The organism is Hydrogenophaga palleronii NBRC 102513 (assembly GCF_001571225.1).
GTDB classification, from domain to species: Bacteria; Pseudomonadota; Gammaproteobacteria; order Burkholderiales; family Burkholderiaceae_C; genus Hydrogenophaga; species Hydrogenophaga palleronii.
Genome location: NZ_BCTJ01000001.1, coordinates 296,846 through 322,333, shown reverse-complemented (window position 1 = coordinate 322,333; position 25,488 = coordinate 296,846). Strand labels below are relative to the sequence as shown.

Annotated in this window: 24 protein-coding genes; 16 read left to right on the top strand and 8 right to left on the bottom strand. The window is 68.5% G+C overall.

Features of this window, described 5'->3' with window-relative positions; all coding sequences use genetic code 11:
• Positions 1–15 precede the first annotated feature (15 nt).
• From acnD to HPA01S_RS01420, 10 genes are all read left to right on the top strand, one after another.
• On the top strand, positions 16–2,610 hold the full coding sequence (acnD, locus tag HPA01S_RS01465) for a Fe/S-dependent 2-methylisocitrate dehydratase AcnD (protein ID WP_066265709.1): 2,595 nt from the start codon (positions 16–18) through the stop codon (positions 2,608–2,610).
• Positions 2,610–3,806, top strand: a complete 1,197-nt coding sequence (gene prpF, locus HPA01S_RS01460; RefSeq protein ID WP_066265706.1) for a 2-methylaconitate cis-trans isomerase PrpF — start codon at positions 2,610–2,612, stop codon at positions 3,804–3,806. Before acnD ends, prpF begins: the two co-directional genes overlap by 1 nt.
• Positions 3,807–3,822: 16 nt before the next feature.
• Complete coding sequence (locus HPA01S_RS01455; protein ID WP_066265705.1) at positions 3,823–4,683, top strand: isocitrate lyase/PEP mutase family protein; 861 nt, start codon at positions 3,823–3,825, stop codon at positions 4,681–4,683.
• Between the two features lie 46 nt (positions 4,684–4,729).
• Positions 4,730–6,235, top strand: coding sequence for a CoA-acylating methylmalonate-semialdehyde dehydrogenase (locus HPA01S_RS01450; RefSeq protein ID WP_066265700.1), 1,506 nt, complete (start codon positions 4,730–4,732; stop codon positions 6,233–6,235).
• Positions 6,236–6,387: 152 nt separating this feature from the next.
• Positions 6,388–7,548 carry an acyl-CoA dehydrogenase family protein gene (locus HPA01S_RS01445; protein ID WP_066265698.1) on the top strand — a complete coding sequence of 387 codons (1,161 nt, stop codon included), beginning with the start codon at positions 6,388–6,390 and terminating at the stop codon, positions 7,546–7,548.
• On the top strand, positions 7,545–8,333 hold the full coding sequence (locus HPA01S_RS01440; protein ID WP_066265696.1) for an enoyl-CoA hydratase: 789 nt from the start codon (positions 7,545–7,547) through the stop codon (positions 8,331–8,333). The genes HPA01S_RS01445 and HPA01S_RS01440 overlap by 4 nt, the downstream gene beginning before the upstream one ends.
• Positions 8,334–8,344: 11 nt before the next feature.
• A complete protein-coding gene (locus HPA01S_RS01435) occupies positions 8,345–9,478 on the top strand; it encodes an enoyl-CoA hydratase/isomerase family protein (RefSeq protein ID WP_066266180.1) in 1,134 nt (377 codons plus the stop codon).
• Positions 9,479–9,503: 25 nt separating this feature from the next.
• The gene (mmsB, locus tag HPA01S_RS01430; RefSeq protein ID WP_066265693.1) at positions 9,504–10,391 is read left to right on the top strand and encodes a 3-hydroxyisobutyrate dehydrogenase; all 888 of its coding nucleotides are present in this window, start codon (positions 9,504–9,506) and stop codon (positions 10,389–10,391) included.
• Positions 10,392–10,739: 348 nt separating this feature from the next.
• Entirely contained in the window at positions 10,740–10,973 is a 234-nt protein-coding gene (gene hemP, locus HPA01S_RS01425) for a hemin uptake protein HemP (protein WP_066265691.1), read from the top strand.
• A 131-nt stretch (positions 10,974–11,104) separates the two neighbouring features.
• Positions 11,105–11,515: a Fur family transcriptional regulator gene (locus tag HPA01S_RS01420; protein ID WP_066265689.1), complete on the top strand. Its 411-nt coding sequence runs from the start codon at positions 11,105–11,107 to the stop codon at positions 11,513–11,515.
• 33 nt (positions 11,516–11,548) lie between these two features.
• Here the strand turns inward: HPA01S_RS01420 and HPA01S_RS01415 are convergent, their stop codons facing one another.
• The 5 genes from HPA01S_RS01415 to HPA01S_RS01395 all read right to left on the bottom strand — a co-directional run bounded on the left by HPA01S_RS01415 (position 11,549) and on the right by HPA01S_RS01395 (position 16,575).
• Positions 11,549–12,331 carry a 3-hydroxybutyrate dehydrogenase gene (locus HPA01S_RS01415; protein ID WP_066265686.1) on the bottom strand — a complete coding sequence of 261 codons (783 nt, stop codon included), beginning with the start codon at positions 12,329–12,331 and terminating at the stop codon, positions 11,549–11,551.
• Positions 12,328–13,518 (bottom strand): DUF3734 domain-containing protein, encoded by a 1,191-nt coding sequence (locus HPA01S_RS01410; RefSeq protein WP_066265684.1) that lies wholly within the window; start codon positions 13,516–13,518, stop codon positions 12,328–12,330. Before HPA01S_RS01410 ends, HPA01S_RS01415 begins: the two co-directional genes overlap by 4 nt.
• Before the next feature lie 78 nt (positions 13,519–13,596).
• A complete protein-coding gene (locus HPA01S_RS01405; RefSeq protein WP_066265683.1) occupies positions 13,597–13,929 on the bottom strand; it encodes a hypothetical protein in 333 nt (110 codons plus the stop codon).
• Positions 13,926–14,357 carry a hypothetical protein gene (locus HPA01S_RS01400; RefSeq protein WP_066265680.1) on the bottom strand — a complete coding sequence of 144 codons (432 nt, stop codon included), beginning with the start codon at positions 14,355–14,357 and terminating at the stop codon, positions 13,926–13,928. The genes HPA01S_RS01405 and HPA01S_RS01400 overlap by 4 nt, the downstream gene beginning before the upstream one ends.
• A gap of 130 nt (positions 14,358–14,487) precedes the next feature.
• Complete coding sequence (locus tag HPA01S_RS01395; protein WP_066265679.1) at positions 14,488–16,575, bottom strand: ATP-binding protein; 2,088 nt, start codon at positions 16,573–16,575, stop codon at positions 14,488–14,490.
• A 163-nt stretch (positions 16,576–16,738) separates the two neighbouring features.
• On the opposite strand from HPA01S_RS01395, the gene HPA01S_RS01390 reads away from it, so the two are divergent.
• Positions 16,739–17,470 (top strand): response regulator transcription factor, encoded by a 732-nt coding sequence (locus HPA01S_RS01390; RefSeq protein WP_066265678.1) that lies wholly within the window; start codon positions 16,739–16,741, stop codon positions 17,468–17,470.
• A gap of 22 nt (positions 17,471–17,492) precedes the next feature.
• Here HPA01S_RS01390 and HPA01S_RS01385 read toward each other — a convergent pair whose 3' ends face one another.
• The 3 genes from HPA01S_RS01385 to petA form a co-directional block, all read right to left on the bottom strand.
• Entirely contained in the window at positions 17,493–18,002 is a 510-nt protein-coding gene (locus tag HPA01S_RS01385) for a DUF2127 domain-containing protein (protein WP_066266178.1), read from the bottom strand.
• 120 nt (positions 18,003–18,122) lie between these two features.
• On the bottom strand, positions 18,123–18,851 hold the full coding sequence (locus tag HPA01S_RS01380) for a glycine zipper 2TM domain-containing protein (RefSeq protein ID WP_084360404.1): 729 nt from the start codon (positions 18,849–18,851) through the stop codon (positions 18,123–18,125).
• A gap of 40 nt (positions 18,852–18,891) precedes the next feature.
• Positions 18,892–19,494, bottom strand: coding sequence for a ubiquinol-cytochrome c reductase iron-sulfur subunit (petA, locus tag HPA01S_RS01375; protein WP_066265674.1), 603 nt, complete (start codon positions 19,492–19,494; stop codon positions 18,892–18,894).
• 293 nt (positions 19,495–19,787) lie between these two features.
• Here petA and HPA01S_RS01370 point away from each other — a divergent pair, with 293 nt between their 5' ends.
• The 5 genes from HPA01S_RS01370 to HPA01S_RS01350 all read left to right on the top strand — a co-directional run bounded on the left by HPA01S_RS01370 (position 19,788) and on the right by HPA01S_RS01350 (position 25,483).
• Positions 19,788–21,197 (top strand): phospholipase D-like domain-containing protein, encoded by a 1,410-nt coding sequence (locus tag HPA01S_RS01370; protein WP_066265673.1) that lies wholly within the window; start codon positions 19,788–19,790, stop codon positions 21,195–21,197.
• Positions 21,194–22,642 (top strand): DHA2 family efflux MFS transporter permease subunit, encoded by a 1,449-nt coding sequence (locus HPA01S_RS01365; protein WP_245638542.1) that lies wholly within the window; start codon positions 21,194–21,196, stop codon positions 22,640–22,642. Before HPA01S_RS01370 ends, HPA01S_RS01365 begins: the two co-directional genes overlap by 4 nt.
• Positions 22,643–22,825: 183 nt before the next feature.
• Positions 22,826–23,446 carry a twin-arginine translocation signal domain-containing protein gene (locus tag HPA01S_RS01360; protein ID WP_066265668.1) on the top strand — a complete coding sequence of 207 codons (621 nt, stop codon included), beginning with the start codon at positions 22,826–22,828 and terminating at the stop codon, positions 23,444–23,446.
• A gap of 73 nt (positions 23,447–23,519) precedes the next feature.
• A complete protein-coding gene (locus tag HPA01S_RS01355; RefSeq protein ID WP_066265667.1) occupies positions 23,520–25,088 on the top strand; it encodes a GMC family oxidoreductase in 1,569 nt (522 codons plus the stop codon).
• Between the two features lie 53 nt (positions 25,089–25,141).
• A complete protein-coding gene (locus tag HPA01S_RS01350) occupies positions 25,142–25,483 on the top strand; it encodes a ribbon-helix-helix domain-containing protein (protein WP_066265665.1) in 342 nt (113 codons plus the stop codon).
• Positions 25,484–25,488: the final 5 nt, after the last annotated feature.

Here is a 25,488-nt window from a genome sequence, read left to right as displayed (position 1 = left end):
CAACACACCCGCTTGATGAATACCGATTACCGCAAGCCGCTGCCCGGCACCGCGCTGGACTACTTCGACGCCCGCGCCGCTGTCGATCACATCCAGCCCGGCGCCTGGGCCGGGCTGCCCTACACCTCGCGCGTGCACGCTGAAAACCTGGTGCGCCGCTGCGACCCGGCGCTGCTCACCGACGCGCTGAAACAGCTGATCGAACGCAAACGCGATCTGGACTTTCCCTGGTACCCGGCGCGCGTGGTGTGCCACGACATCCTGGGCCAGACCGCGCTGGTCGACCTGGCTGGTTTGCGCGATGCCATCGCCGACATGGGCGGTGATCCGGCCCAGGTGAACCCGGTGGTGCAGACGCAATTGATCGTGGACCACTCGCTGGCGGTGGAGTACGCGGGCTTCGATCCCGACGCCTTCGCCAAGAACCGCGCGGTGGAAGACCGCCGCAACGAGGACCGTTTCCACTTCATCGAATGGACCCAGAAGGCCTTCAAGAACGTGGAGGTGATCCCGCCGGGGAACGGCATCATGCACCAGATCAACCTGGAGCGCATGAGCCCGGTGGTGCACGCGCAGGACGGCGTGGCCTTCCCCGACACCCTCGTCGGCACCGACAGCCACACGCCGCACGTGGACGCCCTGGGCGTGATCGCCATCGGTGTCGGCGGCCTGGAGGCCGAGAGCGTGATGCTGGGCCGCGCCTCGTGGATGCGCCTGCCCGACATCGTGGGTGTGGAACTGATCGGCCGGCCGCAACCCGGCATCACCGCGACAGACACCGTGCTGGCACTCACCGAGTTCCTGCGCAAGGAAAAAGTGGTGGGCGCCTACCTGGAGTTCCACGGCGAAGGCGCGGCCGCGCTCACGCTGGGTGACCGCGCCACCATCTCCAACATGACGCCGGAGTTCGGCGCCACCGCGGCCATGTTCTCCATCGACCAGATGACCATTGACTACCTGCGCCTGACCGGGCGCGAGGAAGCTCAGGTGCAACTGGTCGAGACCTACGCCAGAACCCTGGGCCTGTGGTCCGACGCGCTGCAGACCGCCGAGTACGAACGCGTGCTGCGTTTCGACCTGAGCAGCGTGGTGCGCAACATGGCCGGCCCCTCCAACCCGCACAAGCGCCTGCCGACCTCGGAGCTGGCGGCGCGTGGCATTGCTGCGCCGTGGGAGGAAGTGCCTGGCCAGATGCCGGACGGCGCGGTGATCATCGCGGCCATCACCAGCTGTACCAACACCAGCAACCCGCGCAACGTGATCGCCGCCGGCCTGCTGGCGCGCAACGCCAAGGCGCGCGGGTTGACGCGCAAGCCCTGGGTCAAGTCTTCGCTGGCACCCGGCTCCAAAGCCGTGCAGCTGTACCTGGAAGAGGCCGGCCTCCTGAGCGAGCTGGAGCAGCTGGGCTTCGGCATCGTGGCCTTTGCCTGCACCACCTGCAACGGCATGAGCGGCGCGCTGGACCCGGTGATCCAGCAAGAGGTGGTGGAGCGCGACCTGTATGCCACGGCGGTGCTCTCGGGCAACCGCAACTTCGACGGCCGCATCCACCCCTATGCCAAGCAGGCCTTCCTGGCTTCACCGCCGCTGGTGGTGGCCTATGCCATCGCGGGCACGGTGCGCTTCGACATCGAGAAAGACGTGCTCGGCACCGACGCCGACGGCCGGCCGGTGACGCTGAAAGACCTCTGGCCGAGCGACGAAGAGATCGACGCCATCGTCGCGCGCAGCGTCAAGCCCGAACACTTCCGGCGCGTCTACGACCCCATGTTCCGGATTGGCGTGGCCAGCGGCGAAGCCGTCAGCCCGCTCTACGACTGGCGACCGCAGAGCACCTACATCCGCCGCCCGCCGTACTGGGAGGGCGCGCTGGCCGGAGAACGCACGCTGCGTGGCCTGCGCCCGCTGGCGGTGCTGCCGGACAACATCACCACCGACCACCTGTCTCCGTCCAACGCCATCCTGCCCGACAGCGCGGCCGGCGAGTACCTGCACAAGATGGGCCTGCCGGAGGAAGACTTCAACTCCTACGCCACCCACCGTGGAGACCACCTCACGGCGCAGCGCGCCACCTTCGCCAACCCGCAGCTCGTGAACGAGATGGCGGTGGTGGACGGCCAGGTCACGCGCGGTTCCCTCACGCGCATCGAGCCCGAGGGCCGGGTGGTGCGCATGTGGGAGGGCATCGAGCACTACATGCAGCGCAAGCAGCCGCTGATCATCATTGCCGGAGCCGACTACGGCCAGGGCAGTTCGCGCGACTGGGCTGCCAAGGGCGTGCGGCTGGCCGGTGTGGAGGCGATTGCGGCCGAAGGCTTCGAGCGCATCCACCGCACCAACCTGATCGGCATGGGCGTGCTGCCGCTGGAGTTTCTGCCCGGCACCAGCCGCCTCACGCTGGGCCTGGACGGCAGCGAGACCTACGACGTGGTCGGCGAGCGCCAGCCACGCGCCCGGCTCAGCCTGGTGGTGACGCGCCGCAACGGAGAGCGCCTGGAGGTGCCCATGCTCTGCCGGCTCGACACCGCCGAAGAAGTCTCGATCTACGAAGCCGGCGGGGTGCTGCAGCGTTTTGCGCAGGACTTCCTCGCCGCCACCCAGAGCCGCTGATGCCACAACACCTTCCCCAGATCAAGATCGCCGCCAGCTACCTGCGTGGCGGCACCAGCAAGGGCGTGTTCTTCCGCCTGCAAGACCTGCCCGAGGCGGCACAGGTGCCCGGCCCCGCACGCGACGCGCTGCTGCAGCGCGTGATCGGCAGCCCCGACCCTTACGGCAAACAGATCGACGGCATGGGCGCGGCCACCTCCAGCACCAGCAAGGCGGTGATCCTCTCGCGCAGCAGCCGGGCGGACCACGACGTGGACTACCTGTTCGGCCAGGTGGCGATCGGCCAGGCCTTCGTGGACTGGAGCGGCAACTGCGGCAACCTGTCCGCCGCCGTGGGGCCGTTTGCCATTGCCAACGGCCTGGTGCGGGCCGAGCGCGTGCCACGCGATGGCGTGGCCACGGTGCGCATCTGGCAGGCCAACATCGGCAAGACCATCGTTGCCCATGTGCCGATGGCGCAGGGTGCGGTGCAGGAGACCGGCGACTTTGAACTCGACGGCGTGACCTTTCCGGCTGCCGAGGTGCAGCTCGAATTCATCGACCCGGCGGACGAGGGCGAAGGCGAGGGCGGTGGTGCCATGTTCCCCACCGGGAACCTGGTGGACACGCTGGCCGTGCCCGGCATCGGCAGCTTCCAGGCCACCTTCATCAACGCCGGCATTCCCACCATCTTCCTCAACGCCGCGGAGCTGGGCTACGCCGGCACCGAGCTGCAGGCCGCCATCAACGGCGATGCGCAGGCGCTGGCGCGCTTCGAAACCCTGCGTGCCCATGGTGCGCTGCGCATGGGCCTGATCCAGCGGCTGGAAGACGCCGCGCTGCGCCAGCACACACCCAAGATCGCCTTCGTGGCACCGCCCGCGAGCTACACCGCGTCGAGCGGCAAGGCGGTGGCCGCCGCCGACGTCGATCTGCTGGTGCGCGCGCTCTCCATGGGCCAGCTGCACCACGCCATGATGGGCACGGCGGCCGTGGCCATCGGCACCGCCGCTGCCATTCCCGGCACCCTGGTCAACCTGGCCGCCGGTGGCGGTGAGCGCCACAGCGTGCGTTTCGGCCATCCCTCGGGCACGCTGCGCGTGGGCGCCGAGGCGCGCCAGGTGAACGGTCAGTGGACTGTCACCAAGGCCTTGATGAGCCGCAGCGCGCGTGTGCTGATGGAAGGCTGGGTGCGTGTGCCCGCCGACAGTTTCTGAACCTGAGGAATCCCCCATGTCCACCCGACAACAACTCAAGGCCCTGGCCGAAGCGCGCCGCGGCGTGCTGGTGCCCGGCGCCTTCAACGCACTCTCGGCCAAGGTGATCGAAGACCTCGGCTTCGAGGCGATCTACATCACCGGCGCCGGTGTCACCAACATGCACTTCGGCCTGCCCGACCAGGGCTTCATGGGCCTGGCCGACATCGCCGATCACACGGCGCGCATCCGCGACGCGGTGCAGCTGCCGCTGATCGTGGACGCCGACACCGGCTTCGGCAACGCGCTCAACGTGCGCCACACCGTGCGCACGCTGGAGCGCGCCGGGGCCGACTGCATCCAGTTCGAGGACCAGATCGCCCCCAAACGCTGCGGCCACTTCGCGGGCAAGGACGTGATTTCCACCGAAGAAGCGGTGAGCAAGATCAAGGCCGCGGTGGATGCGCGTCAGGACCCGAACCTGCTCATCATGGCGCGCACCGACGCCTGCGCCACGCAGGGCTTCGAGGCCGCCATCGAGCGAGCGCAGCGCTTCAGCGAGGCCGGCGCCGACATCCTGTTCGTCGAAGCCGTCACCACGGCGGAAGAAATCCGCGCGCTGCCGCAGCGCCTGCAGCGCCCCCAGCTGATGAACATGGTGATCGGCGGGCGCACGCCCATCGTCGGCGCAGAAGAACTCGCCGGCCTGGGTTACGGCCTGGTGCTGTACGCCAACGCGGCCCTGCAGGGCGCACTGGCCGGCATGCAGAAAGCGCTCACCGAGCTGCGCGACAGCCGCCGCCTGCTGGAAGACCCGGCCCTGGTCGCGCCGTTTGCCGAACGCCAGCGCCTGGTCGGCAAGCCACTGCTTGACGAGCTGGAGCGCCGCTACAGCTGACCCCATTTTTTCCCTGCATTCACTTCCAACAACACCGGAGACAACCATGCGCCAGGTACCCACCGTCAAGCTGCTCATCGGCGGCGAGTTCATCGAGTCCACCACCACCGAGTGGCGCGACATCGTCAACCCCGCCACGCAGGAGGTGCTGGCGCGGGTGCCCATGGCCACGGTGGCCGAGGTGGACGCGGCGGTGGCCGCCGGCCAGGCCGCCTTCCAGACCTGGCGCCACACCCCCATTGGCGTGCGCGCGCGCATCTTCCTCAAGTACCAGCAGCTGATCCGCGAAAACATGAAGGAAGTGGCGGCCATCCTCACGGCCGAGCAGGGCAAGACCCTGGCCGACGCCGAGGGCGACATCTTCCGCGGCCTGGAGGTGGTGGAGCACGCCGCCAACATCGGCAGCCTGCAGATGGGCGAGCTGGCCAACAACGTGGCCACGGGCGTGGACACCTACACGCTGCAGCAGCCGCTGGGCGTGTGCGCCGGCATCACGCCGTTCAACTTCCCGGCCATGATCCCGCTCTGGATGTTCCCGATGGCGATTGCCTGCGGCAACACCTTCGTGCTCAAGCCGTCCGAGCAAGACCCGATGAGCACCATGCGCCTGGTGGAGCTGGCCATCGAGGCCGGCATTCCGCCCGGCGTGCTCAACGTGGTGCACGGTGGTGAGCAGGTGGTGAACGCCATCTGCGACCACCCGCAGATCAAGGCCGTGTCCTTCGTGGGTTCAACCCGCGTCGGCACCCACGTGTACCAGCGTGCCACGCTGAGTGGCAAACGCGTGCAATGCATGATGGGCGCGAAGAACCACGCCATCGTGCTGCCCGATGCCCACAAGGAGCAGACGCTCAACAACCTGCTCGGCGCGGCCTTCGGCGCGGCCGGACAGCGCTGCATGGCCGTGTCGGTGGCGGTGCTGGTGGGCGAGGCGCAGGCCTGGTTGCCCGAGCTGGTGCAGCGCGCCAAAACCCTGACCGTGGGCAACGGCGCCAGCAGCGGCACCGACGTGGGTCCGGTGATTTCGTGCGCAGCCAAGGACCGGGTGGAAAGCCTGATCGCACAAGGCGAGGCCGAGGGCGCCAAGCTCGAACTCGACGGCCGCCTGCCGGCCTTGCCCGGGGCGCTGAAAGAAGGCAACTTTGTCGGCCCCACCATCTTCTCGGGCGTGAAGCCCGGCATGGCGGTCTACGAACAGGAGATCTTTGGCCCGGTGCTGTGTGTGGCCGCCGCCGCAACGCTGGACGAAGCCATTGCGTTCATCAATGCCAATCCGAACGGCAACGGCACCTCCATCTTCACGCAGTCGGGCGCGGCCGCGCGCCGCTTCCAGGAAGAGATCGACGTTGGCCAGGTCGGTATCAACGTGCCGATCCCGGTGCCGGTGCCGCTGTTCTCGTTCACCGGTTCCCGTGCCTCCAAGCTGGGCGACCTCGGCCCCTACGGCAAGCAGGTGGTGCTGTTCTACACCCAGACCAAGACCATCACCGAACGCTGGTTCGACGACAGCAGCGTGAGCAGCGGCGTCAACACCACCATCAGCTTGAAGTGAAGGCACCCCCTGCGCCGCTTTGCGGCTTCCCCCTCTCTCGCCTGCGGCGGGAGGGGGACGGCATCTGGGGCCGGCGGAGCCGTCCCTCGATGCCCCTGGCCTGGTTTTTCTCATGCGCTGCGGGTCGCGCTCCGGCGCCATGGAGCCCCTGAATGAACTTTGAACTGTCCGAAGACCAGTTGGCGTTCCAGCAGACCGCGCGCGATTTTGCGGCCGGTGAGCTGGCGCCGCATGCGGCGCGCTGGGACGCCGAAAGCCATTTCCCGCGCGACACCCTGGCCGCTGCCGGTGCGCTGGGTTTCTGTGGCCTGTACGCCGACGAGGCGCATGGCGGCCTGGGCCTGACGCGGCTGGACGCCACCCTGGTGTTCGAGGAACTGGCGGCGGCCTGTCCGTCCACCACCGCCTACCTGACCATCCACAACATGGCCACCGCCATGGTCACGCGCTATGCCCGCGAAGAGATTGCGGCGCACTGGGGGCCGCTGCTCACCAGCGGCGAACGCCTGGCCTCCTACTGCCTCACCGAACCCGGTGCCGGCTCCGACGCTGGCGCACTGCGAACGACCGCGCGGCTGGAGGGCCACGAATACGTGCTCTCGGGCAGCAAGGCCTTCATCTCCGGCGCCGGCGCCAGCGACGTGCTGGTGGTGATGGCGCGCACCGGTGGGCCGGGCACGGGCGGCATCTCGGCCCTGCTGGTGGCGGCGGACAGCCCGGGCATCCGCTACGGACGCAACGAAGACAAGATGGGTTGGCACAGCCAGCCCACGCGCAGCGTGAACTTCGACGACGTGCGCGTGCCGGCACACCAGCTGCTGGGCGAGGAGGGCGACGGCTTCAAGATCGCGATGCGTGGCCTCGACGGCGGGCGCATCAACATCGCCAGCTGTTCGGTGGGTGCGGCGCAGGGCGCGCTCAACGCGGCGGCGCGCTACATGCACGAGCGCTCCCAGTTCGGCCGCAAGCTCAGCGAGTTCCAGGCGCTGCAGTTCAAGCTGGCCGACATGGCCACCGAACTGGTGGCGGCGCGCCAGATGGTGCGGCTGGCCGCCAGCAAGCTCGACGCCGGGCAACCCGATGCCCACATCTACTGCGCCATGGCCAAACGCCTGGCCACCGACACCGGCTTCCAGGTCTGCAACGAAGCGCTGCAGATCCATGGTGGCTACGGCTACATCCGCGAATACCCGCTGGAGCGGTTGCTGCGCGACGCGCGCGTGCACCAGATCCTGGAAGGCACCAACGAAATCATGCGCGTGATCGTCGCCCGCCGCATGTTGCAAGACCTGGCGACCGAGACCATCCGATGACATCCTCTGCCTACCCCGGCCTGCGGTTGCACAAGCGCGGCCACACCGCACTCGTGACCCTGCACAACCCACCCGCGCACACCTGGACGCTGGACAGCCTGGCGGCGCTGACCGCCCTGGTGCACGACCTCGACGCCGACCGCGACATCTACAGCCTGGTGATCACCGGCGACGGCGAGAAGTTCTTCAGCGCCGGTGCCGACCTCAAGCTGTTTGCCGACGGCGACCGCGCAGTGGCCCGCGCCATGGCGCGCCGTTTCGGTGAGGCCTTCGAGGCACTGGCGAACTTTCGTGGCCTGAGCATCGCCGCCCTCAACGGCTACGCGATGGGTGGCGGGCTCGAATGTGCGCTGGCCTGCGACCTGCGCATTGCCGAAGAACACGCCCAGCTCGCCCTGCCCGAAGCCGGCGTGGGCCTGCTGCCCTGCGCGGGCGGCACGCAGTGGTTGTCCTGGCTGGTGGGTGAAGCCTGGGCCAAACGCCTGATCCTCTGCGGTGAACGTGTGGACGCGGCCACCGCGCTGCGCATCGGCCTGGTGGAAGAGGTGGTGCCCCGTGGCCAGGGCCTGACCCAGGCGCTCGCGCTGGCCGCGCGGGTGGACAAACAAAGCCCGACCAGCGTGGCCGCCTGCAAGCGGCTCATCCATGGCGCGCGCCAGCAGCCGCCCATGGGCAACCTGGTGGCCGAGCGCGAGGCGTTCGTGGACCTGTTCGACACCGAGGACCAGCGCGAAGGCGTCAACGCCTTCCTGAACAAGCGGGCGCCGGTCTGGCGCAACGCCTGATGGGAGCCACGATGACCGAGACCCTCACCGACACCGTCACCGATGTGGTGCTGCTCGAAGAGCAACCCGCCGCCTGCGGCCGCCGCTGGGGTGTGGCCACGCTGAACGCGCCGGCCTCGCTCAACGCCTTGTCGCTCAACATGGTGCAGGCGCTGACGCCGGCGCTGCGGCAATGGGCGAACGACCCAGGCATCGCCGGCGTGCTGCTGCAGGCCACTGGCGAAAAAGCTTTCTGCGCCGGCGGTGACCTGCGCGAGCTTTACCAGTCGATGCGCGAATGCGGCGCCGGGCCCAACCCCTATGCCCACGGTTTTTTTGCGCAGGAGTACGCACTCGACCACCTGATTCATGCTTTCCCCAAACCCGTGCTGTGCTGGGGCCAGGGCATCGTGATGGGTGGCGGCATGGGCTTGCTGGCGGGTGCTTCGCACCGCGTCGTCACGCCCGAGAGCCGCCTGGCCATGCCCGAGGTGGCCATCGGCCTGTATCCGGATGTGGGCGGCAGCTGGTTCCTGCGCCGCATGCCCGGGCGCGTGGGCCTGTTCCTGGCACTCACCGGTGCGCCGCTCAACGCCGCCGATGCGCTGTTCTGCGGCCTGGCGGACTTTCACCTCGCGGCCGACAGCCGCGCGAGCGTGCTGCAAGCCATCGGCGCGGCACGCTGGAGCGACGCGCCGGCCGAAAACCGCGCCGAACTCTCGCGCCTGCTGGCCGGGCTGGCGCAACCCGAGGCTGCGGCCTCACGCGTGCGGACGCACTTCGACACCATCAACACCCTGATGGCGGGTGAAGATCTGCACGACATCGCACAACGCCTGCGTGGCCTGCAGAGCGACGAGCCCTGGTTGATGTCTGCCGCGGCCGGTTTCAGCAAGGGCTCGCCGACCTCGGCCGCCTTGGCGTTTGAACTCTGGCAGCGGGTGCCGCGCCTGTCGCTGGCCGAAGTGTTCCGGCTCGAATACCGCGCCTCGCTTGGTTGCTGCGCGCATGGCGATTTCGCCGAAGGCATCCGGGCGCTGCTGATCGACAAGGACCGCACGCCGCGCTGGAGCCCGGCCACGCTGGAGCAGGTGTCGCCGGAACTGATTCACAGCCTGTTCGAGCCGCGTTTCGCCACCACCCACCCGCTGGCCGCGCTGGCCTGAATCCATACAAAGAGGAGACACCCAAATGAAGATCGCATTCATCGGCCTGGGCAACATGGGCGGCCCGATGGCCCACAACCTGCTGAAGGCCGGCCACGAGCTCAGCGCCTTTGATCTCTCTGCCGATGCCTGCCGCCACTGGGCCAGCGAAGGTTTGCCCATCGCCACCTCGGCCGCCGAGGCGGTGCGGGATGCGGAGACGGTCATCAGCATGCTGCCGGCGAGCCAGCACGTGGAAGCGCTGTACCTCGGCAATGGCGCACCAGGCCTGTTGACGCAGATCGCGCCGGGTGCGTTGGTGATCGACAGCAGCACCATCGCCGCGGCCACCTCGCGCAAGCTGGCGGCCGCCGCGGCGCAGGCGCAGATCGGCTGCCTGGACGCGCCGGTCTCGGGTGGCACGGGCGGCGCCATCGCGGGCACGCTCACCTTCATGGTCGGCGGCACGGCCTGGGACCTGGAGCGCGCCCGCCCGTTGCTGGAGCGCATGGGGCAGAACATCTTTCACGCCGGTGAGGCCGGCGCCGGCCAGACCGCGAAGATCTGCAACAACATGCTGCTCGGCATCCTGATGATCGGCACCAGCGAGGCACTCGCGCTCGGCGTGGCCAACGGGCTCGACGCCAAGGTGCTCTCGGAGATCATGCGCCGCAGCTCCGGCGGCAACTGGGCGCTGGAGAAGTACAACCCCATGCCCGGCGTGATGGAAGCCACGCCCGCCAGCCGCGCCTATGCCGGCGGCTTCGGCACCGACCTCATGCTCAAAGACCTCGGACTGGCGCAGGACAACGCCGCCGCGGTGCGTGCGGCCACACCGCTCGGTGGCCTGGCGCGCAGCCTGTACGCGGCCCACAGCCTGGCCGGCAACGGCGCGCTCGACTTCTCCAGCGTGATCCGCATGTTCAGCCGTTGAGGCGGCCCGCTCTGGCGGGTGGCCACGCCGCCGGCAGGGCAGGGGTGTAGTGCACAGGCATTCGTTGCCGCGCCAGGGCTGTGGCGCGGGGCAGGGCGCGCGCGCCCAGCAAATGAGAACGGTTTGCAACTCAAGTTTGCAGCTCAGATGGAGGCCGACCAGAGAAAGCCATGGATTTCCATGGGCGTTCCTGCGGTTCAGCTCGCTCATCTTTTTAAATAAATGCGAATCAATCTCATTATTAAGCTATACTGCACCCATGCCGCTGCCCTGGTTCACCGGGGTGGTTCCCAGCAAGAGTCGATCACATGACGCACGTCACCACGCTGCGTGCCCAGGAGAGAAGCCATGCAGACTTTGTCGATCAGCCGCCCCGTGTTGCGCGCGCCGCGCCGTGCCGCCGTGATTGCGACGGCACACGAAGAGGTGATCGACCAGGCCGACGCAAGCGGTGCCGAAACGCGCCTGAGCATCGACAGCATGGCGCTGTTGCGAGGCAGCAAGTGTGTGCAGATTGCGCACAACGGCTCCTTGTACAAGCTGCAAGCCACCAAGCTGGGCAAGCTGATCCTGACCAAATAGTTTTTTTCGTGGGGCGACCCTGAGGCTTGGTTCTCAGGCGTCGTTTTTGCTAGCCATCGGTACGCCGGCCAGCCATGCTTTTTTTCCCCACGCCATCGCACCGCCCTGAACCTTTCTTTGCGGGGACGTCCATGCAAGAAGCATCCGTTGGCCTCAAGCGCAGCGGCCTCAAACCGACGCTGCCGCGCCTGAAGATCCTGGGGTTGTTTCTCAGTTGTGAACAACGCCACCTGGCGGCCGAAGACGTGTACCGCCTGCTGCACGCCGAACAGGCCGACCTCGGCCTGGCCACCGTGTACCGCGTGCTGGGCCAGTTTGAACAGACCGGTTTGCTCAAGAAGAGCCAGCTCGGCAACAGCAAGGCGGTTTACGAACTCAACGACGGCGAACGCCACCACGGCCACCTGGTGTGCAACCGCACCGGCGACGTGCACGAGTTCTTTGACCCCGAGATCGAGGCCCGCCTCAAGGTGGTGGCCTCCCAGCTGGGCTTCGAGCTCGACGACTTCGTCGTCACCGCCTACGGCGCACGGCCCCGGTGAGCAACGCTCTGGCCTGAACCACCGGGCCCTGGTTCACTGCATGAACCAGCCGTGGCTCACCACCAGCGACTGGCCCGTCAGGGCGTTGGAGTCGAAACCCGCGAACAGCAGGGCCACCGCCGCCACGTCCTGCACGGTCGTGAACTCACCGTCCACGGTTTCTTTCAGCATCACGTTCTTCACCACCTCGGCCTCGCTGATGCCCAGCGCTTTGGCCTGTTCGGGAATCTGCTTCTCGACCAGCGGGGTGCGCACGAAGCCGGGGCAGATCACGTTGGCGCGGATGCCGTGTGGGCCACCTTCCTTGGCCACGGTCTTGCACAGGCCGATCAGCCCATGCTTGGCCGTCACGTAGGCCGACTTGAGCACCGAGGCTTCCTTGGAGTGCACCGAACCCATGTAGATGATGCTGCCGCCGCGGCCGGACTTCTGCATGTGCGGCAGGCAGGCCCGGGTGGTGAGGAAGGCGCCATCGAGGTGGATGGCCAGCATCTTCTTCCAGTCGGCAAACGGAAATTCTTCGAGCGGGTGCACGATCTGCACGCCTGCGTTGCTCACCAGCACGTCCACACCGCCCCAGGCCTTGACCACCTCGGCCACGGCCGCGTTCACCTGCTCTTCGCTCGTGACGTCCATGGCCACCGCCATGGCCCGGCCGCCGTTGGCCTGGATCTGTTCTGCCGCGGCGCGCGCTGCGTCGAGGTTGAGGTCGGCGATGACGACGCGGGCGCCTTCGCGGGCATAGGTGTTGGCGATCTCACTGCCGATGCCGCTGGCGGCGCCGGTGACGATGCAGACTTTGTCTTTGACGGTCATGGTGTGCTTTCGGTGGTTTGAACAAGGGAAGAGGAGGCGGTGTCCGTGTCGGCGGTGAGGTCGTACACGCGCACGCCAGTGTGGGCCGGCGCGCGGTGCAGCCAGCGCGGGTCGTGCAGGGTGTGCGCCATGTCGGTGCGGCCGTTGTTCCAGTGCTCCTGCATCGACAGGCGCGAGAACTCGTAGTCCCTGGTCTGGTTTTCGTAGCGCTTGCTGCGGTAGATCAGGTGCACCACGTCCACCGCCTTGCCCGCACGCAGGCCGGCAAGCGCGCGGGCGTCGGGGTCGCGGCGCAGTGCGGCTGGCAGTTTGTCGAGCAGCCGCGCCGCCGCCTGTGCGATGGCCTGCCGGTCGAGTTCGTTGGTGGTGTTGAGGCGGGTGCGGCTGGAGAAACGGATTTCCTTCTCACGCGCCGCCACCTCGGCGAGGTTGGTGGGCACGGCGCCGGCGGCGGCGAACAGGTCCACCTGGAACACCAGCCGGGCGCGCCGCGCGGGTTGGTCGAGCACGTACTGCAAAGGCGTGTTGGACACCAGGCCACCGTCCCAGTAGTGCTCACCGTCGATCTCCACCGGCGCAAAACCCGGCGGCAGGGCGCCGTTGGCCATGATGTGGCGGACGTCGATGCGCTGGCGCGCCGAATCGAAGTACTCGAAGTTGCCGCTGCGCACGTTCACCGCACCGACCGACAACCGCATCTCGCCCGTGTTGATGCGGTCGAAGTCCACCAGCCGCTCCAGCGTCTGGCGCAGCGGCTCGGTGTCGTAGAAGCTGATGGCCGCCGGCGTGCCGGGCGCCTGGAAGGCGGGTGGTGGCACGCGCGGCTTGAAGAAGCCCGGCGCGCCGAACCAGATGGCCTGCGAGGCGCTGGCGTTGTTCAGCGTCTCGCGTGGGCCGAGGAAGGGCAGGGCCTGGGCCGAGCTCACCAGCCCCCAGAATTCGCGCAGGCGCTCGACCCGGCGTGAGGGCGGGTTGCCGGCGATCAGCGCGGCGTTGATGGCGCCGATGGAAATGCCGGCCACCCAGTCGGGCTGGCCGTGGCGGCCCAGGGCTTCAAGCACGCCGGCCTGGTAGGCGCCCAGCGCGCCACCGCCTTGCAGCACCAGGATGCATTCCTCGTCGCGTGGCCACTCGGGGCCCGTGGCAGTGCGGGCGGTGGCAGCGGCGCGGCGTGAGCGGGTGGACATGGCTCGGACTCTCTTGGGGTGGCGGTGGGCGGCCGTTGCAAGGTGCATGCCGCGTGGGTCGAGTGGCGCAGGGTGGCCTCAGGGCCGGTCGCCGCTGACGCGCAGGTACAGATCGAAGTGGGCGCCGTGTTCCAGGGTCACGGTGTAGCGCCGGCGCTGGCGTCCGCGGTGGGCGGTGACGTGGTAGGTGCCGGCGGGCAGCGGCACGTCCATCAAGGGCGCGGCCGGGTCGGCTTCAAACAAACGATGGCCTTGCAGGTCGTCGATTTCCACACCGGCGCAGGCCCGCGCGGGTTGGTGCAGCCACGAACGCAGCCAGCGCCAGGCGCGCTCGCGGGCCGGTTGTTGGGGAGGTGCCCGGTCGTCCCTGAGGTGCAGCAACAGGTGGGCCGGAAACAGGTCTGGTTTCAACCGCGGCCTCTGCGCATGGCCCGGCGTTGTTGTGCCCGCTGCACCAGCAAGGCCACCAGCAGGGTGGCGGCGGCCGAGCCCGAGAGCACGGGCGACGCGGTCAGCAGTTGCGCCAGGCCATCGACCGTCTCCACGCTGACCTGCTGCGCATGTTCCACCAGCGCCACCAGCTGGCCGCTGTCCACGGCGGGCAGTTCGTCAACACGGATCTGCTCGTGCCAGCCATGGCGAAAGCGCAGCTGGCCAAACACACCACCGGCGATGCCGAACAAGGACAACAGGCCCAGCGGGCGCAACAGCTGTTCCAGCAGGCGGCTGCGTTCGGCGGGTGGGGCGGCTTCGTAGACTTCGGCCACGAGTTCGGGAATGGAGTGGGTGGGCGCGGCGTGGGGCGTGGGCCCGGCCCCGGTGGCGTCGGATGGCTTCATGCTGGACTCCTTGGATGAAGACGCCCCACAAGGTGCGGCCCATCCATGGTCTGTCCGGTGCAGGCGGGCCGTGTGTCAGGCGCCGAGGCCCGGTGTTGCAGATGACATCTGCACGCGCCGCGCGAAGGCTTCAGGTCAGCATCTCAGCCAGTGTGCGTGCCAGTTCAGCGCGGCGCAGCGGCTTCATCAGCACACGCGTCACGCCGGCGCGGCTGGCGCGTCGGGCCAGCCGCGCACCGCCGTAGCCGCTGACCAGCAGCACCGGGAGGTCGGGCGCGTGTTCGCGCAGGGTGCGGGTGAATTGCGTGCCGCTCAGGCCGGGCATCACCTCGTCGGTGATCACGGCGGCAAAACGCGCGGGGTGTGCCTGCACGGCCTGCAGCGCCGCGGCGGCGTCGCCGAAACACACAGGGTCGTAGCCCAGGTCGCTGAGCAGTTCGGCGGTCATGTTCAGCAGCACGGGCTCGTCGTCCACCACCAGCAGGGACTGGCCGGCCCCCGCGGCCACCACCGCGTTGGTGTCGGCTTCGGTCGCTTCCGTGGCGGGCTCGAAGCACTCGGGCAGGTAAAGGCTGAAGCGCGCGCCCTGGCCGGGCCGGCTGTGCACGTCGATGCCACCACCCAGTTCGGCCACCACGCCGAACACCACGGCCAGGCCCAGCCCAGTGCCGCCCAGCGCGCTGCGGGCGGTGAAGAAGGGTTCAAACAGGCGCTCCATCACCGCCGGCGTGATGCCCACGCCCTGGTCGCTCACGCTCAGCAGCAGGTAGTCGCCCTCGTGCAGCGCCGAGTGCGACAGCACCCGCGGCGCGTTCACACGCGCGCGCTCCAACTGCACGGTGAGCATGCCGCCGTCGGGCATGGCCTGCATGGCGTTGGTGCAGAGGTTCATGACGGCCTCGAACGTCTGCGTGGCGTCGCCGCGCAGCCGCGCGTCCGGCGCGTCGAGCACACGCTCGAGCACCATGCCGGGGCGCAGCGAGGCGGTCAGCAGCGTCAACACTTCCTCGACGATGGGCTCCAGCTCGAACACGCTGGACACGCGCGCGCCACCGCGGCTGACGGAGAGGATGCGCTCTATCAGCGACTGGCCGCGCTGCGCCGCCTGCAGCACCCGGTCCAGGTGGCGCGCCTGGTCGCTGCCGGGCACGGCCGCGTCTTGCGCCATCTCGCCGTAGCCGACGATGCCGGCGAGCACGTTGTTGAAGTCGTGCGACACGCCGCCGGCCAGTGCGCCCAGTGCCTCCAGCTTGCTGGCGCGGGTGAGCTGCAGCTGCAGCGCCTGCTGAGCCGCCAGCCGGCGCCGCTCCGAGCGCGTGACGATGGCCACCGCCGCCGCCAGCACGAGGAGCAGGAACACCAGTGCACCCAGCGCCAGATCCAGCGCGCCGCGCCAGCCGGCGAGCACCGAGCCGAGGCCGCGCGACACCATCACCTGCAGGCCGTGGCGCTCCACCTCGTGCACGCCCACCAGGTTGTCGCTGCCGTCGCTGAAACGCTGCCGCTCCAGGCCGGGCAGGCCGTCCAGGCGCAGTGGTGCCGTGTTGTCGGGGGCGGCGGCGCGCGGCGCCACCACCTCGCTGCCAACCAGCCGCAGGCCGTCGCGGCGGAAGATTGCGACCCGTGCGTCGGCGGCCGGCAGGGCGGCGCCAAACGCGCCCAGCAGCTTGTCGGTCGGCATGCTGGCCAGCACCCAGCCGCCAGGGTGTTCGGGCGTGGCGTCCACACGCAGCGCCAGCGCCACCAGGCGCTGCGTGCCGCCGGGGTGTTCGTACGACGGGCTCAGGGCTGTGCTGTCACCATCGAGTGAGGAGAGCGCGGGCAGGAAGCCCTCCAGCGCGGGCAGGGGTGCGGCATCGGAGGCCGCGAGCAACTGGCGCTCGGGCCCGAGCAGCCACAGGCTTTCCACCATCGGCATCAGCGCGGCGCGGGTGTGCAGGGCCTGTTCGGTGTCGAGGCCGGGCCCCATCAGATGGCGGCTGCGCAACTCACGGCCCAATGCCTGCAGGCCGTATTCGGTGCCGTGCAGGCCGCGGTCGAGTTCGTCGGTCAGGGCCAGCGAGAGCAGCTGTATCTCACGGCCCTGGCTGGACAGGGCGCTGCGGTGCAGGTGCCACAGCGCGAGCGCCGTCACCGCCGCCAGCAGCAACCAGAGCGCCAGGGCGAGCAACCAGGGCCGCAAGGCATCGCGGCGGCGCGTGGGTGGATCGTCGTTCAAAGGGCGCACGGTGGGGGATGAAAGTGGTGGGCTGCAGTATGCCCCGCCGATGGAAAACCGGCAGCCCGCTGCGTTACCATGGCCCGCAGACACACCATCACTGCACCACTTGCCTGCCGGGAAACGCGGACGACAAGTTCAAGTCCGCATCGGGCACGACGCCATGAACACCAGCCACCAGCCTCACATCCTTGTGGTCGACGACGATGCCGACGTGCGCGAGCTCGTCACCGAGTACCTGGGCAACAACGAGATGCGCGTGAGCGCCGCGCGCTCGGGCCCCGAGATGTTCGCCCTGTTCGACCGCGAGGCCATCGACCTCGTGCTGCTGGACCTGAAGCTGCCCGGCGAAGACGGCATGCTGCTGGCGCGCAGCCTGCGCGAACGCGCCACCGTGCCCATCGTGCTGCTGACCGGGCGCAGCGAAGAGGCGGACCGCGTGATGGGCCTGGAGCTGGGCGCCGACGACTACGTCACCAAACCCTTCAGCCCGCGCGAACTGCTGGCGCGGGTGCGCGCGGTGCTGCGCCGTTACCAGGTGCAGGCCACGCTGCCCGAACGCGACAGCAGCCGGCGTGCCTACCGGTTCTCGGGCTGGGAGCTCAACCTGCGCACGCGCCGCCTGTTGTCGCCGCAGGGCGTGTCGGTGGAGCTGTCGAACGGTGAGTTCAGCCTGCTCAATGCGCTGTGCCGCGCGCCGCAACGGGTGTTGAGCCGCGACCAGTTGTTGTCTCTCTCGCGCCTGCACGAAGGCGAGGTGTACGACCGCACGATCGACGTGCAGATACGCCGCCTGCGCGTGAAAATCGAAGCCGACACCGCCCATCCGCAGCTGATCATCACCGAGCGCGGCGCGGGTTACCGGCTGGACGCCGAAGTCGAAACCCTGTTCTGACCGCGGCCTAGTCAGGCCAGGTTCAGGCCCGGCGGCGCTGCCGCAGGCGCCAGCCCAGGAAACCCACCACCAGCAGGTTGAGCAGCACCACCGCTGCGTTGAGCCAGCTTGGCTGGTGGACAAAATGGCGCAGCTCGAACGGGATGTACAGCGCGCCCGACAGCGCCCCCAGCCACTCACCCCAGGGCCGCGTGTTCCAGAGCCCGTAGGCCTCCAGCCAGCGCAGCAGCACATAGGCACCGGCCAACAGCAGCAGCGTGCGGTGGGGCGTGGCGAGCAACTGGTCAACACTGCCGAGCACCATGGCCGGGTAGTGGTCGCCCGGGTTCAGGCCGATGTGGCCGATCAACGCCGTCACCAGGTGGTGCAGGTCGTGGTGCAGCAGGCTCAGGAATCCCAGGCTGGCGATCAGCGCCAGCATCCCCTTGAAGGCTTCAAACGCGGCGATGGTGCGCAGGGCGTTCTGCGCGGCACCTGTGGCGGTGGATCGGGGCAGTGGGCGGGTGGGTGCAGTGGCCTCGCGGCTGGGCATGGTGTGGTGGGGGAGGGTGCGTTCGGGCTGCCAGTGTCGTGCATTTGGCCAGCGCACCACAGCCGGGCCCGAGGGGGGGCCTTGCAGCGCCACCATCAAACGCGCCCCACGACGACCCCGTCAGCGCCAATGGCCGTGGTGGCCGCCGCCCCAGACCCCGCCGATGCTCAGTCCGAAGGCCGGGCTGAACGAGGGGCCGTAATAGGGTGCGTGGTAGTAGACCGCGGGCGGCCCGTACACCACCGGTGCAGGGCTGTAAATCACTGGCGGCCGGGCGTACAGCGTCATCGGCTGCGTTGCCGGTGGCATGGGTGGCATGGGTACAGCCGGCTCTGCGCCGGCCACCTGCACGTTCACGTTCAAGGGCAGGGCGGCGCCGGGTGCGCCCGGGTCGTTCGCCAGGCGGGCGCTGTAACTCTGCCCGTTGTAGCGGTAGACCACGTCGTAACCCATCAGCTGGTTCTCGTAGCGGCTGACGGTCTGGCACTGGGTCTGGCTCACCGGGTAGGGCGGGTTGTCACGGGCTTCGGTGCGGTCACCGATCAGGGCACCGGCGATCAGGCCCACGCCGGTGGCCAGTGCGCGTCCGCCGCCGTTGCCGACGGCATTGCCCAGGCCCCCGCCCACCAGCGCACCCACCAGGCCACCGGCGCCGCTGGTGGCGGGCTGCACCAGCACCGGCTGCTCATGGCATTGCTGCTGCGGCACGGCCACCTGCACGTAGGCCGGTGTGCTGGACACCACGGTGCCGTATTCGGTTGCCATGGCGAGGCTGGAAGCACCCAGGGCGAGCGCGGTGGCCCCGGCTGTGGTCAGGGCTTGAAGGGTTGTGGCGCTGGTGGTTTTCATCATGTCCTCCTTCTTCTTTCTCTTCTTTCTCTTCTTTCTTTCAGGCGATGCTGTCGTCGCCGATGACGATGTGTGCATCGTTCTCGAAGCGGTACGGCGGAATCTCCAGGTTGCTCGGTGCGGGCTTGTTCTTGAACACGCGGCCGGCGCCGTCGAAGATCGAGCCGTGGCAGGGGCAGAAGAAGCCGCCCTGCCAGTCGCCCGGCATGCTGGGGTTGCTGTTGCCGGCCGGCACCGGGTTGGGTGAACAGCCCAGGTGGGTACAGATGCCGATGGCCACGAACAGCTCGGGCTTGATCGAGCGGGTTGCGTTTCTGGCGTAGGGCGGTTGTTGGTCGCGTTCGGATTGCGGATCGGCCAGCTCGGCGTCATGGCCTTTGAGCGCGGCCAGCATCTCGGGCGTGCGGCGCATCACCCAGACCGGCTTGCCGCGCCACTCCACGGTCTTGATGCCGCCGGGCGCCACGTCCGACAGGTCCACCTGCACCGGGCCGCCCGCCGCCTTGGCGCGCTCGCTGGGTGCGAAGGACGACACGAAAGGCACGGCGGTGGCCACCGCGGCCACGCCGCACATGGCGCCGGTGGTGGCGACCCAGACCCGGCGCTCGGGGTTGCGCGGCGTGGGATGCGCGGGCTTTCTCATGGTGTTCTCCGGGGCGCCGCGCCGAGGGTGCGATGGCCAGCGGTGCAGCGGGTGGGTCTTCACAGCGGATCGCGCTCCAGCTACCCTGGCCCCGGCGCGTTGGAAGACCACCACAAGCCGGTACCTGCATGGTGCGAGCCGCACCGCTGCCGTGTGTTGCAGCCGCTGAAGGCGCGTGTGACAAGTGACATGCGGCCACCACCGTTGCGTGCGCAGCGGATGCGGCAACCGTTGTTGAATGCAGGCATCTACCTCGTCCTTCCGAGTGCCCGAACAAGGAACCCGCCGGCCCCATGTTGTTGTCCGAACTGATTGCCATCCACTGGCTCACGCTGCACGGCCTGGTCGTCGTCCTGGCCATCCTGATCTACATCGTCAGCGCGCACACCATGGGCCAGCGGCGGCAGCCGTCCGCGGCCATCGCCTGGATCCTGTTCCTGTTGCTGGTGCCTTACCTGGCGCTGCCGGCGTTTCTGCTGTTCGGTTCGCGCAAGACGGTGCGCCCGCACGGCCAGGCCGCGCCCGGGCGCCGGCGCTGGCAGGACGTGGGCAGCTGGGCGGTGGAAACCATCGTCTCGCTCGGCCAGCCCGCGCCCGCCGCCTACGACGACCTGCGGCTGCACGCCGACGGCGCGGCGGCACACGCGGCGCTGCTGCGGGTGATCGATGGCGCACATGAAACCCTGGACGTGTGCACCTTCATCCTGGGGCGCGACGCACTCGGGCGCGAGGTGGTCGAGCGGCTGGCGGCCAGAGCGGAGCAGGGCGTGCGCGTGCGCCTGATGCTTGACGGCATGGGCAGCCTGATGTCGCGCCACCCCGCGCTGGACCGCCTGACACGCGCCGGCGGCGCCTTCGTGTCCTTCGTGCCGCCGCTGAGTTCACCCCGGCGCGCCCGCACCAACCTGCGCGACCACCGCAAGCTGGTGGTGGCCGATGCCGGTGCGCCCGGCGCGCGCGTCTGGTGTGGTGGGCGCAACCTGGCGGCCGAGTACTTTGAAGGCACGCCCGGGCAACCACCCTGGTGCGACCTGAGCTTTGACTTCGGCGGCGCCATGGTCGAGCACGCAGCGCAGCTGTTTGAACACGACTGGGCTTTTGCGCAGGGCGCGGCGGTGCCGATCGAAGCGCGGGTGGAAGAAGCCTGGGCCGGTGCACCGATGCCGATGGACGGCGGCCAGCTGGTGGCCTCCGGCCCCGACCAGGTGGACGACACCGTGCTGGCCCTGCTGGTCACCGCCGCCTACCGGGCGCGCAGCCGCATCGCACTGGCCACGCCGTACTTCGTGCCCGACCCGGCCCTGCTGATGGCGCTGAGCCTGGCCGCAAGGCGCGGTGTGGAGGTGGACCTGCTGATCCCCGCGCGCTCCAACCACCGGCTGTCCGACATTGCCCGTGGCCGCGCATTGCGCACGCTGGCGCAGGCCGGTGGCCGCATCTGGCTGGCGCCCGGCATGATGCACGCCAAGCTGGCGGTGTTCGACGACGTGCTGGCGCTCGCCGGCTCGGCCAACCTGGACAGCCGCAGCCTGCTGCTCAACTACGAGCTGATGTTCGCCTTCCACAAGACCGCCGACGTGCGCCGCTTCGCCGCCTGGTTCGACCAGGAACGTGCCACGGCCACTGCCCACACGCCCAAGCCGCCCGGCCTGGCGCGTGATCTCGGAGAGGGCATGCTGCTCTGGCTGGGGTTCCAGCTGTGAGCGGCGATACCGGCACACCCACCGACCGCGTGAAGCAACTGCTGCCCTGGCTGGTGGCGGTGGCGTTCTTCATGGAGTCGCTCGACACCACCATCCTCAACACCGCGGTGCCGACGGTGGCCGCCGCGCTGGGGGTGCAGGCGCTGAGCATGAAGGCCGTGCTCAGCAGCTACACGCTGGCGGTGGCGGTGTTCGTGCCGGTCAGCGGCTGGCTGGCCGACCGTTTCGGCACACGCCGCGTGTTCGCCACCGCCATCGGCCTGTTCACCCTGGGCTCGTTGTTGTGCGGCCTGACAACCGACATCCACACCCTGGTGGCCTGCCGCATCCTGCAGGGCATGGGCGGCGCGATGATGGTGCCGGTGGGCCGGCTCACGCTGGTGCGCACCTTCCCCAAGTCCGAGCTGGTGCGCGCCATGAGCTTCGTCGCCACCCCTTCGCTGATCGGCCCGATGCTCGGGCCGGTGGCCGGCGGCTTCATCGTGCACTACCTGCACTGGCGCGTGATCTTCTTCGTCAACCTGCCGATCGGCCTGCTGGGTCTGTACATGGTGTGGCGCCACCTGCCGGACTACCGCTCCGACAACAGCACCCCGCTGGACTGGGTGGGCCTGGTGCTGTTCAGCGCCGGCATTGCGTTGCTGTCCTATGTGCTGGAGGTGTTCGGCGACCACTCGCTGAGCGGGCGCGAGATGCTGGCCCTGCTGGGCATTTCGATGGCGCTGCTGGCGGCCTACGGGCGCCACGCCATGACCGAGCCGCACCCCTTGCTGCGCCTGGTGCTGCTGCGCGTGCGCACCTTCCGCGTGGCGGTCAGCGGCAGCTTCGTCACGCGCCTGGGCGCCGGCGGCATGCCCTTCCTGTTGCCGCTGCTGTACCAGATCGGCATGGGTTTCAGCCCGGTGCAGGCCGCGCTGCTGATCGTGCCGCAGCCGCTGGCCGCGATGTGCCTGAAGATGACCGTGCCGCACATCCTGGCGCGCGTGGGCTACCGCCGCGTGCTGATCTGGAACACCCTGCTGATGGGCGGCTGCATCATGCTGTTCTCCACCATCGGGCCTGGCACACCGGTGTGGCAGATCGTGCTGCAGGCCTTCCTGTTCGGCTTCTGCTCCTCGCTGCAGTACAGCAGCATGAACACGCTGGTGTACGCCGACATCGCACCACCCGACGCCAGCATGGCCAGCACCATGGCCAGCACGCTGCAGCAGATGTCGATGAGCTTCGGCGTGGCCACCGCCTCGCTGGCGGCAGCGCTGTTCATTCCCGACGCGGTGCGCAGCGACCCGGCGCAACTGATCCACGGCATCCACCTGGCCTTCCTGGCGCTGGGCAGCCTGACGGTGCTGTCGGCCCTGGTCTTCCGGGAGCTGAGGCCCGACGACGGCACCGCCGTCAGCCACGGCGCGAGCGAAGCAGGCGCCAAACCGGCCGCGCTGGAGTAGCGGCGACACAGCATGCCCTGGCGGGTGACACCGCGGCCGGCAACCGATGCATGCAACCCTGTGCATCGGGTTTTCCCTCGGATGTAGTGCGCTATTACCTGAGCAGGCCACGCAAGCGCAACAGTGGGCGCAGTGCAGGACCTTGCTGGCCGCACACACCCCACGAAAAGACAGGAGACAAACATGCGTTTCATACCCATCGCCCCCAGCGCGGACGCCGCGAGCGCCTGCCACGAAGACAGCGGCCAGGTGCCGCGCCTCAACCTGCCGCTGGCGCGGCGCGAATTCCTCAAAGGCTCCGGCATCCTCATGGGCACCATCGCCGCCGGCTCGGTGCTGGCCGCGCTGGCGCCGTCGCCGGTCTGGGCGGTGGAGCTCAAGACCCTGAGCCAGGCCCAGGGCCAGGCGCTGATGGCCATGGGCCGCGTGCTGTACCCGCACAAGAAACTGCCCGACGCGGTGTACGCGCTGCTGGCCAAAGACCTGGACGCCAAAGCCAGTGGTGATGCGGCCACCGCCAAAGTGCTGCAGGACGGCATTGCCGCGCTCGACAAGGCCGGCTTTGCCAAGGCCAACGAGCAACGCCGCCTGGCCATCGTCACCGCACTGGAGGGCCAGCCCTTCTTCAACACGGTGCGCGGCCAGTGCGTGACCTCGCTGTACGACAACGACATGGCCTATGCCGCCTTCGGTTACCCGGGGTCTTCCTGGGAGAAGGGCGGCTACATCACGCGCGGCTTCCAGGACCTCAAGTGGCTGCCGGCGCCCACACCCGAACAAAGCCCGCCGCCCTTCATGGGCTGAGCAGCGCCGACAGCGCAGCAGACCAACAAGAGCGAAGAACAGAGCAGAACAGAACCGGACAGGAGACAACCCCATGACCACATTCCCCACCACCGACGACAGCGTGGTCGTCATCATCGGCTCGGGCGCGGGCGGCGGCACGCTGGCCAACGAACTCGCGCAAAAAGGCATCAAGGTCGTCGTGCTCGAAGCCGGCGCCATGCAGTCCCCGGCCAGCTTCATCAACGACGAATGGAAATCCTTCAGCCAGCTGGCCTGGCTGGACAACCGCACCACCTCCGGCAGCTGGCGCGTGGCGAAAGACTTTCCCAACCTGCCGGCCTGGATCTGCAAGACCGTGGGCGGCACCACCACCCACTGGGCCGGTGCCTCCCTGCGCTTTCAGGAGCACGAGTTCAAGACCCGCACGCACTACGGCGAGATCGCCGGCGCCAACCTGATGGACTGGCCCGTCACGCTCAAGGAACTCGAACCCTATTACGCACGCGCCGAAGACAAGATGGGCGTGACACGCACCAACGGCATTCCGGGCCTGCCGGGCAACAACAACTTCAAGGTGATGGCCGCGGGCGCGAAGAAGCTGGGCTACAAGGAGGTGCACACCGGCAACATGGCCATCAACAGCCAGCCGCGCGACGACCGCGGCCGCTGCATGCAGATCGGCTTCTGCTTCCAGGGTTGCAAGAGCGGGGCGAAATGGTCCACGCTCTACACCGAGCTGCCCAAGGCAGAGAAAACCGGCAACATGGAACTGCGCCCCGAGAGCCACGTGACGCGCATCGAGCACAACGCCGCCGGCAAGGTGACGGGCGTGGTGTATTTCGACAAGGACGGCAAGGAGCAACGCCAGAAAGCGCGCCTGGTCTGCGTGGCCGGCAACTCCATCGAAACGCCGCGCCTCTTGCTGCTGTCGGCCTCCAACATGTTCCCCGACGGCCTGGCCAACAGCTCGGGCCAGGTGGGCCGCAACTACATGCGCCACATGACGGGCTCGGTGTACGGCATGTTCAAGAACCCGGTGCACATGTACAAGGGCACGACCATGGCCGGCATCGTGCGCGACGAAGCACGCCACGACACCAAGCGCGGTTTCGCCGGTGGGTATGAGATGGAGACGCTGGCGCTGGGCATTCCGTTCATGGCCGCTTTCCTGAACCCGGGCGGCTGGGGCAAGGACTTCGCCAGCTACATGGACAACTACACCCACCTGGCCGGCATGTGGCTGGTGGGCGAAGACATGCCGCGCGAGAACAACCGCGTGACCCTGCACGCCAGCCTGAAGGACAAATGGGGCAGCGCGATTCCCAACGTGCACTTCGACGACCACGCCAACGACATCGCGATGCGCGAACACGCCTTCCGCCAGGGCGAGCGCGTGTACCAGGCGGCCGGCGCCATCAAGGCCTTTCGCACGCCGCCGTACCCGTCCACGCACAACATGGGCACTTGCCGCATGGGCGCGTCGGCCAAGGACAGTGTCTGCAACGCCTACGGCCAGACGCACGACATCGCCAACCTGTTCATCTCCGACGGCAGCCAGTTCACCACCGGCGGGGCGGAAAACCCCACATTGACCATCGTGACACTGGCGATCCGGCAGGCCGAGTACATTGCTCAACAGATGACCAGCCGCGCCATCTGACACCCGGGCCCGACGGCCCGAGGGGGCAGGGCAGCATCCGCAGGAGAAACACCATGTGTGAATTTTTTGTCAAAGCCGATCCGATCCAGTACGAACAGCGCACGCGTAGCGTGCGCATTCACGGCGTGCTGACCAGCATCCGGCTGGAGAACATGGTGTGGGACATCCTGGCCGAGATCGCCGAGGAAGAGGGCCGCACCACCAATGCACTGATCGCCAAGTTCCACGACGAGATCCTGGCCAACCGCGGCGAGGTGCCCAACTTCGCCTCTTTCCTGCGCATCACCTGCATGCGTTACCTGAGGCGGCTGAGTCTCCCAAAACCGATCCCGGCCAGCCGGCCGATGCTGGTGCCTGCGGTGTTGCCCGAAGTGCGCAAGCGAGCGGTCGGCTGATTCCT